The sequence below is a fragment of the Xenorhabdus eapokensis genome, assembly GCF_001908105.1.
The window spans coordinates 24,021-39,242 of sequence record NZ_MKGQ01000002.1 but is presented as its reverse complement, the minus strand read 5'-3'; the positions used below and the strand labels follow the sequence as shown (position 1 = coordinate 39,242).

Sequence of the window (15,222 nt, the reverse complement as noted above, 5' to 3'; positions counted from 1 at the left end):
GGATGAACAAAGCCTCATTAATAAGTTGCCAGCGGCTACGTGCTGCGCTGGCACTTTTTTTCGGAGCCAGTGGAACACTGGCTTTTTCACCTTTTGATTTCTGGCCTGCCGCACTTGTTTCCCTTTTTGGCCTGCAAATCCTTTCCTTGAACAGAACAACCCGTCAAGCTTGCTTTATTGGCTTATGCTGGGGTTTGGGCTTATTTGGTAGTGGCGCAAACTGGGTTTATGTCAGTATCGCCGACTTTGGTGGTATGCCAACCGCTATCAATCTCTTTTTGGTGATCCTGCTATCTGCCTACCTTGCTCTTTATCCTGCTCTGTTTGCTGGTTTATTGAACCGCTTTTTCCCGGTTTCTAATAGCATCAGGCTGGTTATCGCCAGCCCAGCGCTGTGGCAGTTGACAGAATTCTTGCGTGGCTGGGTGTTATCTGGGTTTCCGTGGTTACAATTTGGTTATAGCCAAATTGATGGCCCGATGAAAGCCATCGCGCCTATTCTGGGAGTAGAAGGTATTACTTTCTTGCTGATGATGATCAGCGGGCTACTGGTTTTTGCCATCACCCAGAAAAAAATTTCCGCGGCTATTTTCGCCACTATACTGCTACTGTTACCGTGGACAATGAAGCACTACCCGTGGTACACCCTACAACCAGAAAAAACCACTGATATTGCTTTGGTTCAGGGTAATATTCCTCAGGCCATAAAGTGGAACCCCGCTGTTCTTGGAAAAACGCTGGATATTTATTTGGATAACAGCCGTCCTTTCATTGGTCAAGTGCCAATTATCATTTGGCCAGAATCAGCCATTCCTGATTATGAATATAACCAAAGTGATTTCCTGACTAAATTGGATACCGTATTGAGGGAACACAATACTAGCTTAATCACTGGCGTTGTGGATGCCCGACAAACATTGGAAGGTTATAAATTCTATAACAGCATTATCGTTTTAGGGGACAAGATACCTTACCAATACCCCGCGCTAACCCGCTACGACAAACATCACCTAGTACCATTTGGTGAGTTTGTGCCATTGGCATCAATACTGCGACCACTAGCCCCGTTATTCAATTTGCCAATGTCTTCTTTTAGCCAAGGTAATTACATTCAGCCTCAACTTTCTGTTGCCGGGCACAATATTACTGCGGCTATCTGCTATGAAATTATTTTAGGTGAACAAGTACGTGATAATTTCAAACCTGACACAGAGTTCCTTCTAACCGTTTCTAATGATGCCTGGTTTGGACGTTCCATTGGCCCCTGGCAGCATTTCCAAATGGCACGGATGCGTGCCCTTGAACTAGGACGTCCTCTGCTAAGAGGAACGAATAATGGTGTTACAGCCGTAATCAACCCTGATGGCTCCATTCAGGCTGAACTTCCACAATTTACCCGACAGGTATTGGAAGCCAAAGTAACGCCAGCCACAGGAATAACACCTTATTTTCGCTTCGGAAATTTACCAATATGGGGTGCAAGCGTCCTGTTTTTCATCTTTGCTTTTATAAAAAAACGTCGCAAAACTTAATTTTCTATTTTCTTTTAATGAAACGTTAATCATGGTCAGGGCATATTAGTTATGTCCTGATTTCACTTACCCCTCGATTTAATCACTGATATAATAAAAATCCATCACACACATCACCATAAAATACCCGCAAAAACAGAATAATACTCCAAATAGCGCAAAGTGTGAACACTATTCAATATTATTCGCTTTTTAACCACACATAAATGAAATTGTTTATTTATAGTGCGATGTAGGTCGCGAAATAGAAACATTATGGTTTCAAAAAAGTAACACTTTGAATTATTTTTTTACAGCACACAAACAAAACAACCCAAAAAAATCGTTTCAACAGTCTTAATTTATGTAGAAACATGCAGAAACACAGTTATCTGTAAAAAATCCAATTTCACAAAAAATAGCCAGATAAAGGAGCTGTATATGCGTAATTTGATGTTAACCATGATGTTACTTAGCGCAGTTGGGTCTGCCCATGCTGAGGAATTGACAGGAACACTGAAAAAAATCAAGGATAATGGCATTATCGTTGTTGGACATCGAGAATCTTCTGTTCCATTCTCTTACTACGATAATCGACAAAACGTCGTTGGTTATTCCCAGGATTATTCCAACCTCATTGTTGATGCCGTCAAGAAAAAGCTGGATGTGCCTAATTTGCAAGTTAAGCTTATCCCAATTACCTCCCAGAATCGCATTCCCCTGCTGCAAAACGGTACTTTCGATTTTGAATGTGGCTCTACTACCAATAACCTGGAACGACAGAAACAAGCGGCATTCTCCAACACTATCTTTTCCGTCGGTACTCGTTTGCTGACCAAAAAAGATTCAGGCATTAAGGGATTTGATGATCTGGCAGGAAAAAATGTCGTTGTGACTTCCGGCACAACGTCTGAAATCTTGCTGAATAAGCTCAATGATGAGAAGCAAATGAAAATGCGTATCATCAGTGCCAAAGACCACGGTGATTCATTCCGCACCCTGGAATCAGGCCGTGCTGTCGCCTTTATGATGGACGATGCCTTGCTCGCTGGTGAACGCGCGAAAGCCAAAAAACCCGATCAATGGATCATTGTTGGCAAACCACAATCGGAAGAAGCATACGGCTGTATGCTGCGCAAAAATGATCCTCAATTTAAGCAATTAATTGATAACGTTATTGCCAAAACACAAACCTCCGGTGAAGCAGAAAAAATGTTTGATCGCTGGTTCAAAGAACCTATTCCACCTAAAAACCTGAATTTAAACTTCTCTATGTCAGATGAAATGCGAGCTTTGTTTAAATCACCAAATGATAAGGCATTGAATTAAATAACTAAAATTACGACTTAATTGGCAAAACGGATATGAGGTAGTCGTTCCCTGCCTCATTTTTTCCAGATTTCAATTCGATGAATGACAGCTAACCCCATATCAGGGAGTTCGATTATGTCCGCTAATTGGGATTGGGGCATCTTTTTACAAGCTGCCCCTTTTGGTAATACCACCTATCTGGGGTGGCTTATTTCTGGTTTTCAGGTGACGGTGGCACTTTCCGCCTGTGCCTGGATCATTGCATTCGTTGTCGGCTCATTATTTGGTATTCTCCGTACAGTTCCGAATAAATTCCTTGCCGGACTTGGAACTTGTTATGTGGAGTTATTTCGCAATGTTCCTCTCATTGTCCAATTTTTTACCTGGTATTTGGTCGTTCCTGAGCTTCTGCCCAAAAACCTAAGCGACTGGTTCAAAATGGAGCTGGACCCCAATATTCAATTTTTTATCTCCTCAGTCATTTGCTTAGGATTATTCACTGCTGCCCGTGTATGCGAGCAAGTTCGCGCGGCAATTCAGTCACTCCCAAGAGGACAAAAAGCCGCCGGTCTGGCAATGGGCTTAACCTTGCCACAAACCTACCGTTACGTTCTGCTACCAAACGCTTATCGAGTAATTATTCCTCCAATGACCTCGGAAATGCTCAATTTGGTGAAAAATTCAGCCATTGCTTCCACAATCGGCTTAGTCGATATGGCTGCCCAAGCAGGTAAATTACTGGATTATTCCGCACACGCCTATGAATCGTTCACAGCGATCACATTGGCTTATGTGGCTATCAACCTGGTGATTATGCTTGCCATGAGCATACTGGAGAAAAAAGTACGTTTACCCGGTAATATGGGAGGGCGATAAGAAATGTATCAGTTTGACTGGAGTTCGATTGTACCAAGTTTGCCCTTTCTTCTGGATGGATTGTTGATAACGGCAAAAATTACCGTGACAGCCGTTATCATAGGCATTGTCTGGGGAACCATTCTGGCGATGCTGCGTCTCTCATCCATCAAGGCATTGAGCTGGTTTGCAGCCCTATATGTTAACCTTTTCCGCTCGGTTCCACTGGTGATGGTATTACTGTGGTTTTATCTCATTGTGCCTAACTTATTACAAAATATTCTAGGTATATCACCAAAAACCGATATCCGTTTAATTTCTGCAATGGTAGCTTTCTCGCTCTTTGAAGCCGCTTACTACTCCGAAATAATTCGGGCAGGTATCCAGAGCATTTCTCGCGGGCAATCCTCTGCTGCGCTGGCGCTGGGGATGACTCAATTGCAAAGCATGCGGCTGGTCATACTGCCACAAGCATTTCGGGCAATGATCCCATTGCTGCTAACACAAGGCATTGTATTATTCCAGGATACTTCTCTGGTATATGTATTGAGTCTGGCGGATTTTTTCCGTACAGCAACGAATATTGGTGAGCGCGATGGAACCCAGATTGAAATGGTTCTGTTTGCCGGCTTTGTTTATTTTGTGATTAGTTTTTCCGCTTCTATGCTGGTTAACTATTTGAAGAAAAGGACTGTTTGATGATTTCCCTGAAAAATGTATCCAAGTGGTATGGCCAATTTCAGGTTCTTACTGACTGCTCAACTGAAGTTAAAAAAGGCGAAGTAGTCGTGGTCTGCGGGCCTTCTGGTTCCGGTAAATCCACACTGATAAAAACGGTTAATGGCCTTGAACCTGTCCAGCAAGGTGAAATTCGAGTAAACGATACCAAAGTCAATGACAAGAACACCAATCTGGCACAATTGCGCTCCAAGGTGGGAATGGTATTTCAGCACTTTGAACTTTTTCCTCATCTATCGATCATTGAAAACCTGACACTGGCTCAAGTTAAAGTGCTAAAGCGCGACAAGAAAGAAGCGACTGAAAAAGGCTTAAAACTGCTGGAGCGAGTTGGGTTAACCAGCCATGCAGATAAATTCCCAGCCCAACTCTCCGGTGGTCAGCAACAACGTGTTGCCATTGCCAGAGCACTCTGCATGGACCCGATTGCTATGCTGTTTGATGAGCCAACTTCTGCCCTTGATCCTGAAATGATTAATGAAGTCCTGGATGTCATGGTGGAATTGGCGAACGAAGGCATGACCATGATGGTGGTAACCCATGAGATGGGATTTGCCAAGAAAGTGGCACATCGTGTTATTTTTATGGATGAAGGCAAAATTGTCGAAGACAGTAAGAAAGAAGATTTCTTTGCCAACCCAAAATCAGAACGTGCCCGCGATTTTCTGGCGAAAATTCTGCACTGATTTTTCCTCATCGGCGGAAGGCAAAACTGCCGCCGATCTTAAATTTTCCCTAAAAATAAGTAATTTTCCGCATTCCACCTTTAACAAGAGTTGTTGCTTCTATCCCTTATCAGCTATGCTATGGAATCTTTGATTTCATAAACAAACCAAACACGCTCAAGGCGTAGCTTTATTATTCACCATAGGATTATCGGTGCCATGCAAGAACAATATCGTCCAGAAGACATAGAACAACAAGTCCAGCTTCATTGGCAAGAGAAGCAAACGTTCAAAGTGACAGAAGACAGCAGCAAAGAAAAATACTACTGCCTGTCCATGCTACCTTATCCTTCTGGCCGACTACATATGGGCCATGTCCGTAACTACACCATTGGTGATGTAATTTCCCGTTACCAGCGCATGCTGGGCAAAAACGTACTGCAACCTATCGGTTGGGATGCCTTTGGCTTGCCAGCAGAAGGTGCTGCGGTCAAGAATAATACCGCCCCTGCCCCGTGGACTTATTCCAACATTGACTATATGAAAAACCAGTTAAAAAAACTGGGTTTTGGTTATGATTGGGATCGTGAAGTCACCACCTGTACACCAGAGTACTATCGCTGGGAACAGTGGTTTTTCACTAAATTGTACGAAAGAGATCTGGTATACAAAAAAACTTCCGCAGTTAACTGGTGCCCGCATGACCTGACGGTTCTCGCAAATGAACAGGTTATTGATGGTTGCTGCTGGCGTTGTGATACCCAGGTTGAGCGTAAAGAGATCCCACAATGGTTCATCAAGATCACCGATTATGCAGAAGAGCTGCTAAACGATCTGGATAAACTGGAAGATTGGCCGGAACAGGTCAAGACCATGCAGCGTAACTGGATTGGCCGTTCTGAAGGTGTCGAAATCACGTTCAATGTTGCTGACAGCCAGGAAAAACTCACCGTTTATACCACACGCCCGGATACCTTCATGGGGGCAACCTATGTCGCTGTGGCGGCGGGTCATCCTCTGGCCAAACAGGCTGCGGAAAATAATCCTGAACTAGAGAAATTTATCGACGAATGCCGTAATACCAAAGTTGCCGAAGCTGATATGGCAACAATGGAGAAAAAAGGTATGCCAACAGGCATGTTTGTCATTCACCCATTAACCAACGAAAAACTCGCTATCTGGGTTGCCAACTTTGTCCTGATGGAATACGGCACAGGTGCGGTGATGGCTGTTCCAGGACACGATCAACGTGACTGGGAATTTGCCACTAAGTACAACCTGCCAATAAAAGCCGTTATTCTTGACAATGATGGCAATGTACCAAACGTTCAGGAAGCGGCTGTTACTGACAAAAATGCACTGGTCAACTCCGGCGAATTCAGTGGTTTGAGCCATGAAGAAGGCTTCAATGCTATCGCAGACAAACTGGTTGTAATGGGTGTCGGACAACGTAAAGTCAATTACCGCCTGCGCGACTGGGGCGTTTCTCGTCAACGTTATTGGGGTGCGCCAATACCAATGGCAACACTGGAAGATGGCACTGTTATTCCTGTTCCAGAAGATCAATTACCGGTAGTTTTGCCAGAAGATGTTGTAATGGATGGGATCACCAGCCCAATCAAAGCGGATCCTGAATGGGCAAAAACAACCATCAACGGCCAGCCAGCACGGCTTGAAACCGATACCTTTGATACCTTTATGGAATCCTCATGGTATTACGCACGCTATACCTGCCCAGATTATGATAAAGGGATGTTGGATCCGGCTGCGGCCAACTATTGGTTGCCAGTGGATCAATACATCGGTGGTATTGAACACGCTATCATGCACCTGATGTACTTCCGTTTCTTCCACAAATTGATGCGCGATGCGGGTATGGTCAACTCTGATGAGCCTGCCAAGCGCCTGTTGTGCCAAGGCATGGTTCTGGCTGATGCCTTCTACTACACTGGCAACAGCGGCGAGAAAGTCTGGGTATCTCCGGCTGATGCCATTGTTGAGCGCGACGAGAAAGGCCGTATTGTAAAAGCAATGGATAAAGATGGTCATGAACTGGTTTATACCGGCATGAGCAAAATGTCGAAATCCAAGAACAACGGCATCGATCCACAAATTATGGTTGATAAATACGGTGCTGACACCGTTCGCCTGTTCATGATGTTCGCTGCACCACCGGAACTGACTCTGGAATGGCAAGAATCTGGTGTGGAAGGGGCTAACCGCTTCCTGAAACGTGTTTGGCGTCTGGTTCATGAACACAGCAATAAAGGAACCACCCAGCCTCTGGATGTCAGCAACCTGACTACAGAGCAAAAAGATCTGCGCCGTGATTTACACAAAACCATTGCGAAAGTCACTGACGATATTGGTCGCCGTCAAGCGTTCAACACCGCCATTGCGGCCATTATGGAGCTGATGAATAGACTAACTCGCGCGCCACAAGAAACAGAGCAAGATCGTGCTCTGATGCAAGAAGCAGTCACTGCGGTTGTACGGATGCTTTCACCGATTACACCACACGCTTGCTTTGTCATGTGGAAAGCACTTGGTAATGAGGATGACATAGACACCGCTGCATGGCCACAAGCTGATGAGCAGGCAATGGTAGACGATACTAAACTGGTCATTATCCAAATTAACGGTAAGGTTCGTGGTCGCATCACAGTACCGGCAGATGCAACAAAAGAGTATGTCCAAGAGATGGCAATGCAAGAATACGGTGTGAAGAAATACCTTGAAGGCGTCAGTATCCGCAAAGTCATCTATGTTCCAGGTAAGTTACTGAATCTGGTTGTAGGCTGATAACAGGAGACCCTATTTGTGGTAGAAAATAATCTACGACATCATATTTACACCTTGTTGCTCGGGTTAGCGGTGCTAGTCACCGCTGGCTGCGGTTTTCATCTTCAGGGTACAACACAAGTACCAAAAGAACTGCAAACATTGCAATTAAGTTCTGGTGACCCTTATGGGCCTTTGGCACTGGCAGTACGCCAGCAACTACGGCTAAACGATGTCAAACTTATTGAAAATGGTGATGCTTCAGTCCCTATCCTGAAACTGGTTGGCTCTAATGAGAACAAAGAGACAGTTTCTATCTTTCAGGATGGTAAAGCGGCTGAACGCCTGTTGGTATTGAATGTTGATGCACAAGTTCTGATGCCAGATGGTAGCATCTATCCATTGCGGGCAAAGATTGATCGTTCATTTTTCGATAACCCTTTGGAAGCACTGGCAAAAGATGCAGAAGATGAACTGGTTAAACAGGAAATGCGCGAACAGGCTGCCCGTCAGCTTATACGCCAATTGCTGACCGTCCATAGTGCAGAACTCCTGAAAGCCGAGGCAACCCAAAAAGCTGCGGCTACACAGAAGCAATGATCCGACTGTATCCTGAACAACTTCTTTCGCAGCTCAATGAAGAGCTGCGAGGCAGCTACCTGTTATGGGGCAATGAGCCATTACTATTACAGGAAAGTCAAGACAGCATCCGCAAGGTGGCTGAACAACATGGCCTTATGGAGCATTTCACCTTTACATTGGATAACCATACCGATTGGGATGAAATCTTTAGCCTGTGCCAGTCACTTAGCTTGTTTGCCAGTCGCCAGTCACTCAACCTGCTGCTGCCAGAAAATGGCCCAAATGCTGCAATGGCAGAGCGGTTAACCAAACTGTCAGGGTTGCTGCATTCAGATATCCTGCTGATATTGCGTGGACACAAACTAACCAAAGCACAGGAAAATAGCCCGTGGTTCAAAGCGATTGGGCAAAATGGGGTATATGTCAGTTGTTTAACACCTGAGCAAAATCGCCTGCCACAATGGGTGGCACAGCGTGCCAAAAACATGGGGCTATTACTGGAAAATGAAGCCAATCAATTACTCTGCTATTGTTATGAAGGAAACCTATTGGCAATGGCTCAGGCTCTGGAACGCCTTTCCCTGCTCTACCCTGATAATCGACTGACACTTCCTCGCGTTGAAGAAGCGGTCAACGATGCGGCTCACTTTTCGCCCTATCATTGGGTTGATGCTTTGCTGACAGGAAAAATAAAACGGGCATGGCATATACTGAAACAACTGCGGCAAGAAGATACCGAGACGATTATTTTACTCCGTACTATACAGCGGGAGTTAATGCTGCTTCTGGTACTTAAACGTCAATATACGACCGTCCCTTTGAAGACTTTGTTTGATCAACACAAGATTTGGCAAAATCGCAGAACATTGCTGTCAACCGCACTACAGCGCCTGTCACAGCGAGAACTGCAATCTGCCATACATTTGTTGACCCAAATGGAACTGTGCGTCAAACAGGATTATAGCCAATCCATTTGGGCTGACCTGGAAACGCTTTCCATGTTGTTATGCGGAAAACCATTACCAGAGAGCTTCCTGAATGCTTGAATCTACTGATCCAATCAATATCAATCAAGATATTGATTCAACAACTATTGCCCTAAACAATGCCACTGATTCTGCAACCAATGGGAATTCTCCGGTTATTCAGGCTTTATTCGGTGGTACATTCGATCCTATCCATTATGGTCATTTGCGTCCTGTGGAAGCATTGGCGCAATTAGCAGGACTCAAGCAGGTCATCTTATTGCCGAATCATGTTCCCCCGCACCGCCCTCAACCGGAGGCGACCTCCCAACAACGACTGGAAATGGTTCGTCTGGTGGTACAGGATAACCCTCTGTTTACCGTGGATACCCGTGAGCTAGAGCGGCAAACGCCCTCTTACACAGTAGAAACCCTGAAATCCTTCCGTCAGGAAATCGGTGAACACCATCCATTGGCATTCATCATTGGTCAGGATTCATTACAAACTATTCATACCTGGTATAAGTGGGAGGAATTGCTCGACATTTGTCATTTGTTGGTCTGCTCCCGTCCGGGTTATCAAAGTCAACTTTCGGCTCCAGGAATGCAATCGTGGCTTGAAAAGCACCAAATTGCTTCTCCACTCCTTCTGAGCCAAAAACCACACGGCTATATTTACCTGGCTGCCACTCCGTTGTTAAACATTTCCGCAACGGATATTCGCCAGCGTCACCAGCAAGGAATGAGCTGTGATGATTTACTTCCCCCATCAATACAAAATTATATCGATTCACAGGGGTTATATAAGAAATAACGAAATCATGCGGTGATTTGCAGCTAACTCGCTTACTTTTATAGAGATTGGCATGCTATTATTCTGCGTTACTCAACCAATTTTATGAAATAAAGGTGATCCTTTTGCAAGGCACAGAACTACAACAATTTGTTATTGATAAACTTGAAGATTCCAAAGCACAAGATATTGTTTCTATAGACGTTCGTGGGAAATCCAGTATTACTGACTGCATGGTTATCTGCACCGGAACATCCAATCGCCATCTGATGTCTGTGGCAGATAATCTGGTGGATGACTGTCGCCAAGCCGGCATTATGCCTTTAGGTGTTGAAGGGCAAGGCATTTCAGACTGGATAGTCGTCGATCTCGGCGAAATCATGATCCATGTCATGCAAGAAGACAGCCGCCGTATGTACGAACTGGAAAAACTCTGGAGCTGAGTTTGAAGTTACAACTGGTCGCTGTAGGAACAAAAATGCCGGACTGGGTACAGACCGGCTTTATGGATTATTTGAATCGTTTCCCCAAGGATATGCCTTTTGAGCTTATTGAAATTCCTGCGGGGAAACGGGGCAAAAATGCTGACATCAAACGCATTCTGGAAAAAGAAGGTGAACAGATGCTGGCTGCCGTTGGTAAAGGTAATCGTATTGTGACTCTGGATATTCCTGGTTCTCGTTGGGATACCCCGCAATTGGCACAACAGCTTGAACGCTGGAAGCTGGATGGCAGAAATGTCAGCCTGTTAATTGGCGGCCCTGAAGGTTTGGCTCCTGCCTGCAAAGCAGCCGCGGAACAAAGCTGGTCACTTTCTCCTTTAACCATGCCGCATCCCCTTGTACGAGTTCTGGTTGCGGAGAGCCTTTATCGGGCGTGGAGCATCACGACTAACCACCCTTATCATCGGGAATAAATTGGGTAATCTGACACCGTGAATTCTGGCAATGGGATGAAGAATCAACGAACCTCTTTTCGCGATCATTCGGCTGAATCAGCCCTATTCATACGCCGCGCATTCGTGGCGTTTATAGGTATTATTATTTTAACAGGCATCCTGTTTGCCAATCTTTATCATCTCCAGATTACGCGCCACGAAGATTACCAGACCCGATCGAATGGAAATCGTATTAAACTCGTTCCCATAGCCCCAAGCAGGGGCATCATTTATGACCGTAATGGCACCCCGCTGGCGGCTAACCGAACTATTTATCAGTTAGAAATCGTGCCACAAAAAGTCGCTGACCTTGAGAAAACATTAAATGAACTGCGCTCCGTCGTTGGCCTGACTGATGAAGATATTGAAACCTTCAAAAAAGAGCGTCAGCGCGCACGCCGTTTTACCTCTATTCCGCTAAAAACATCATTGACCCCAGTTCAGGTTGCTCGATTCTCCGTCAATCAATATCGCTTTACGGGACTGGAGATCAAAGGCTACCAACGCCGCTATTACCCTTACGGTTCCGCACTCACCCATGTGATCGGCTACGTCGCTAAAATCAACGATAAAGATGTAGAACGACTAGAAAAAGAGGGTATTCTGGCGGACTACGCAGCTACCCACGATATCGGAAAACTGGGCATTGAACGTTATTATGAATCTGTCCTGCATGGCAAACCGGGTTATGAGGAAGTCGAAGTCAACAACCGCGGTAAAGTGATCCGCCAGCTACATGAACAACCGCCACAGGCTGGCAAAGATATTTACCTGTCAATCGACTTAGAGTTACAAACCTATATTGTAGGGATACTAACGACCAGCCGCGCAGGTGTTGTTGTTACCGATCCGCGTACAGGGGAGGTTTTGGCTATGGTGTCCAACCCAAGCTATGATCCGAATCTGTTTGTCGATGGTATTTCGAGTCAGGACTATAAATCTCTGCTCAATGACCCCAATCGCCCCTTAATTAACCGAGCCACCCAAGGTGCTTATCCACCAGCATCAACAGTGAAGCCTTTTATTGCCGTTGCAGCCCTCAGTAGTGATGTCATCACCAAGAACACCACAATCAATGATCCTGGTTGGTGGCAACTGCCAGGCTCAGAAAAGCGTTACCGTGACTGGAAACGCTGGGGACATGGCAAACTGAATGTGCATAAATCGATTGTTGAATCGGCAGATACTTTTTTCTATCAAGTCGCCTATGATATGGGTATCGATAAACTGTCTGAATGGATGACAAAATTCGGCTATGGTCAATTCACGGGTATCGATCTGAAAGAAGAAAACCCTGGCAATATGCCTACCCGTGAATGGAAACTCAAACGCTATAAAAAACCGTGGTATCAAGGCGATACGATTTCCGTTGGTATCGGTCAAGGATACTGGACTGCAACGCCTATGCAGATGGTAAAAGCCTTAATGATTTTGATTAACGATGGCGTAGTGAAAACACCCCATTTCTTGATGAATACTCGTGTAAATGGCGAAATGCAACCTTACCAGTCGCCAGCCAGCGAACCGATTGGGGATATTCATTCAGGATATTGGGAAATTGCTAAAGATGGCATGTACGGTGTTGCCAATGCCCCAAATGGTACAGCGCGCAGAGCCTTTGCCGGTACACCATATAAAGCGGCCGTTAAATCAGGTACTGCTCAGGTTTTCAGTTATGAAACCTACAATGCGAGTAAACTTGCTGAACATCTGCGTGACCATAAACTGATGATTGCCTTTGCGCCTTATGACAACCCGACAGTTGCCATTTCCATCATTCTTGAAAATGGTGGTTCCGGGCCACCTGTTGGCACTATTGTTCGTCAAATTCTGGATCATATTTTACTCAGGGATAACAAAAACCGCTCTCCTGTCAACGCCTCTGCGCAGACAGGAGTAAATCAAGCGACCCAGAACAGAAACTAATTAATTGAGTAACACCATGACAGACTCATCAAACAAGGTTCCTTTCTGGACCCGACTACATATCGATATTCCATTACTGCTATGTGTTTTGGTATTACTGGTCTACAGCCTTTTCATTATGTGGAGCGCCAGTGGGCAAGACATTGATATGATGGAGCGAAAAATAGGACAGGTCATCATGGGTCTGATAGTGATGCTTGTCTTGGCTCAGGTTCCTCCACGTGTATACGAAAATTGGGCGCCTTATCTCTATATTGTCTGCGTTGTTCTGCTTATCTTTGTTGATGTTTTTGGCCAGATTAGTAAGGGGGCACAGCGTTGGCTGGATCTGGGCATTGTACGTTTCCAGCCGTCAGAAATTGCCAAAATCGCCGTACCTTTAATGGTGGCTCGCTTTATGAATCGAGACCTCTGTCCACCTTCGCTGAAAAATACGGCTATTGCGCTGGTCTTGATCTTTGTCCCTACTCTGCTGGTAGCAGCACAACCCGATTTAGGCACTTCTATTCTGATTGCCGCTTCTGGGATATTCATCCTATTTCTGGCGGGGATGAATTGGAAACTCATTGGCGTTGCCGTCTTACTGCTGGCTTGTTTCATCCCAATTTTGTGGTTCTTCCTGATGCATGATTACCAACGCGCTCGCGTTATGATGCTATTAGATCCAGAAAGTGATCCATTGGGCAAAGGCTACCATATCATTCAGTCCAAAATTGCTATTGGCTCCGGAGGAATGTTTGGAAAAGGCTGGTTGCAAGGCACTCAATCGCAATTAGAATTCCTACCAGAGCGACATACCGACTTTATTTTCGCCGTTCTGTCGGAAGAGCTGGGGTTAATTGGCGTCCTGGTTTTGCTGGTACTCTACTTGCTGGTTATTATGCGTGGATTGTTTATTGCAACCAAAGCACAGAATACTTTTGGCCGAGTTATGGTCGGAGGATTGGTACTGATTTTCTTTGTCTATGTTTTTGTCAATATCGGCATGGTAAGCGGTATCCTGCCGGTAGTCGGTGTTCCCCTGCCGTTGATTAGTTATGGGGGATCAGCATTAATTGTCTTAATGGCGGGGTTCGGCATTATCATGTCGATACACACGCATCGTAAATTATTGTCCAAAAGTTTATGAGGAAGAAGTTTCATGCGTCAACAGTGGCTTATACTTAGCATCGTAGCTGTACTGATATCAGGTTGTACAATAACCGATAACCATCGGACATCTTCTCTTCCCCCTGTTCCAACTCGTGATGTTTTGGGCGCAGAGCCTCAATATGAGCCTTACCATCCAAGTGCCAACCAAGATTATCAGCGGGATGGGCAAACCTATCACATAGTGCAAGATCCCGCTCACTTTACCCAGACAGGCTATGCCAGTTGGTTCGGTGAAGAATCCAATGGAAAACTGACAGCAATTGGTGAACGAGCAAGCTCCTATGCTTTAGCGGCAGCACACCCGACACTGCCTATTCCAAGTTATGTTCGTGTCACCAATTTAAGCAATGGACGCATGATGATTGTTAGAATCAATGATCGAGGTCCTTACAATAAGCCAGGGAAAATCATTGAATTATCTCATGCAGCAGCAGAGCGGCTCAATTTGATGCCACAAAGCAAAGTGAAATTGGATGGTATCCTCGTTTCACCTGATGGCTCACTTTCCGGTTTGGGAACCGAAGGAGCAACGATTGTTAAAAAGAGCTTTGCCTTACCTGAAAGACCTAATCTTCTTTCTCAATCACAATCATCAACGCCTCCTGCTGTAATAAGCAGTTCTGCTGACGAAAATACAGTCAAGCAACCACCAGATGAACCAAGTTCGGCTAAAAATACGACGAATCAGCCTGTTACGCCATCTTCCACTACATTTTCCACTACATCACCTGCGCCTGCACCAACAAGCGGTTATATGGTGCAAGTAGGCGCAATCAGCGCTGAACAAAAAGCCAAAGAATGGCAACAGTCATTGAGCCAGCGCTTTAATGTTCAAGGGCGTATTATCCAATTTGGTAACGTCTATCGCGTCCAACTGGGGCCATTCAATAGCCGCCAGCAAGCGATGGAATTACAAAAAAAATTGACAGATGAGATGCATCAATCCTCGTTTATTGTTGCTCCCTGATTTATGCACCACAGTCACGATAACGCGAGATAAATAGCA

At 45.2% G+C, this 15,222-nt stretch carries 14 protein-coding genes; all 14 read left to right on the top strand.

Features of this window, described 5'->3' with window-relative positions; genetic code table 11:
* Positions 1–2: 2 nt before the first annotated feature.
* The 14 genes from lnt (at position 3) to rlpA (ending at position 15,183) form a co-directional block, all read left to right on the top strand.
* Positions 3–1,532, top strand: coding sequence for an apolipoprotein N-acyltransferase (lnt, locus tag Xedl_RS39720; RefSeq protein ID WP_074022348.1), 1,530 nt, complete (start codon positions 3–5; stop codon positions 1,530–1,532).
* A gap of 420 nt (positions 1,533–1,952) precedes the next feature.
* Positions 1,953–2,840 (top strand): amino acid ABC transporter substrate-binding protein, encoded by an 888-nt coding sequence (locus tag Xedl_RS39715; protein WP_143187365.1) that lies wholly within the window; start codon positions 1,953–1,955, stop codon positions 2,838–2,840.
* A 117-nt stretch (positions 2,841–2,957) separates the two neighbouring features.
* A complete protein-coding gene (locus Xedl_RS39710; protein ID WP_074022346.1) occupies positions 2,958–3,698 on the top strand; it encodes an amino acid ABC transporter permease in 741 nt (246 codons plus the stop codon).
* A gap of 3 nt (positions 3,699–3,701) precedes the next feature.
* Positions 3,702–4,376, top strand: a complete 675-nt coding sequence (gene gltK / locus Xedl_RS39705) for a glutamate/aspartate ABC transporter permease GltK (RefSeq protein ID WP_074022345.1) — start codon at positions 3,702–3,704, stop codon at positions 4,374–4,376.
* The gene (locus tag Xedl_RS39700) at positions 4,376–5,101 is read left to right on the top strand and encodes an amino acid ABC transporter ATP-binding protein (protein WP_074022344.1); all 726 of its coding nucleotides are present in this window, start codon (positions 4,376–4,378) and stop codon (positions 5,099–5,101) included. Before gltK ends, Xedl_RS39700 begins: the two co-directional genes overlap by 1 nt.
* A 198-nt stretch (positions 5,102–5,299) precedes the next feature.
* On the top strand, positions 5,300–7,882 hold the full coding sequence (gene leuS / locus Xedl_RS39695) for a leucine--tRNA ligase (protein ID WP_074022343.1): 2,583 nt from the start codon (positions 5,300–5,302) through the stop codon (positions 7,880–7,882).
* An 18-nt stretch (positions 7,883–7,900) separates the two neighbouring features.
* Positions 7,901–8,461, top strand: a complete 561-nt coding sequence (gene lptE, locus Xedl_RS39690; protein WP_074022342.1) for an LPS assembly lipoprotein LptE — start codon at positions 7,901–7,903, stop codon at positions 8,459–8,461.
* Positions 8,458–9,489, top strand: a complete 1,032-nt coding sequence (gene holA / locus Xedl_RS39685) for a DNA polymerase III subunit delta (RefSeq protein WP_074022341.1) — start codon at positions 8,458–8,460, stop codon at positions 9,487–9,489. Before lptE ends, holA begins: the two co-directional genes overlap by 4 nt.
* Positions 9,482–10,222 (top strand): nicotinate-nucleotide adenylyltransferase, encoded by a 741-nt coding sequence (gene nadD / locus Xedl_RS39680; RefSeq protein WP_083600254.1) that lies wholly within the window; start codon positions 9,482–9,484, stop codon positions 10,220–10,222. The genes holA and nadD overlap by 8 nt, the downstream gene beginning before the upstream one ends.
* Before the next feature lie 95 nt (positions 10,223–10,317).
* A complete protein-coding gene (gene rsfS, locus Xedl_RS39675; RefSeq protein ID WP_074022340.1) occupies positions 10,318–10,644 on the top strand; it encodes a ribosome silencing factor in 327 nt (108 codons plus the stop codon).
* 2 nt (positions 10,645–10,646) lie between these two features.
* Positions 10,647–11,117: a 23S rRNA (pseudouridine(1915)-N(3))-methyltransferase RlmH gene (gene rlmH, locus Xedl_RS39670; RefSeq protein ID WP_047769160.1), complete on the top strand. Its 471-nt coding sequence runs from the start codon at positions 10,647–10,649 to the stop codon at positions 11,115–11,117.
* A gap of 36 nt (positions 11,118–11,153) precedes the next feature.
* A complete protein-coding gene (gene mrdA / locus Xedl_RS39665; protein WP_074022339.1) occupies positions 11,154–13,064 on the top strand; it encodes a peptidoglycan DD-transpeptidase MrdA in 1,911 nt (636 codons plus the stop codon).
* 16 nt (positions 13,065–13,080) lie between these two features.
* The gene (mrdB, locus tag Xedl_RS39660) at positions 13,081–14,193 is read left to right on the top strand and encodes a peptidoglycan glycosyltransferase MrdB (protein WP_074022338.1); all 1,113 of its coding nucleotides are present in this window, start codon (positions 13,081–13,083) and stop codon (positions 14,191–14,193) included.
* A gap of 12 nt (positions 14,194–14,205) precedes the next feature.
* On the top strand, positions 14,206–15,183 hold the full coding sequence (rlpA, locus tag Xedl_RS39655; RefSeq protein WP_074022337.1) for an endolytic peptidoglycan transglycosylase RlpA: 978 nt from the start codon (positions 14,206–14,208) through the stop codon (positions 15,181–15,183).
* Positions 15,184–15,222 lie beyond the last annotated feature (39 nt).

Excerpts from the sequence above, each read along its gene's own strand:
- lnt (WP_074022348.1), top strand. The coding sequence starts at position 3 with ATGAACAAAGCCTCATTAATAAGTTGCCAGCGGCTACGTGCTGCGCTG.
- Xedl_RS39715 (WP_143187365.1), top strand. The coding sequence starts at position 1,953 with ATGCGTAATTTGATGTTAACCATGATGTTACTTAGCGCAGTTGGGTCT.
- Xedl_RS39710 (WP_074022346.1), top strand. The coding sequence starts at position 2,958 with ATGTCCGCTAATTGGGATTGGGGCATCTTTTTACAAGCTGCCCCTTTT.
- gltK (WP_074022345.1), top strand. The coding sequence starts at position 3,702 with ATGTATCAGTTTGACTGGAGTTCGATTGTACCAAGTTTGCCCTTTCTT.
- Xedl_RS39700 (WP_074022344.1), top strand. The coding sequence starts at position 4,376 with ATGATTTCCCTGAAAAATGTATCCAAGTGGTATGGCCAATTTCAGGTT.
- leuS (WP_074022343.1), top strand. The coding sequence starts at position 5,300 with ATGCAAGAACAATATCGTCCAGAAGACATAGAACAACAAGTCCAGCTT.
- holA (WP_074022341.1), top strand. The coding sequence starts at position 8,458 with ATGATCCGACTGTATCCTGAACAACTTCTTTCGCAGCTCAATGAAGAG.
- nadD (WP_083600254.1), top strand. The coding sequence starts at position 9,482 with ATGCTTGAATCTACTGATCCAATCAATATCAATCAAGATATTGATTCA.
- mrdA (WP_074022339.1), top strand. The coding sequence starts at position 11,154 with ATGAAGAATCAACGAACCTCTTTTCGCGATCATTCGGCTGAATCAGCC.
- mrdB (WP_074022338.1), top strand. The coding sequence starts at position 13,081 with ATGACAGACTCATCAAACAAGGTTCCTTTCTGGACCCGACTACATATC.
- rlpA (WP_074022337.1), top strand. The coding sequence starts at position 14,206 with ATGCGTCAACAGTGGCTTATACTTAGCATCGTAGCTGTACTGATATCA.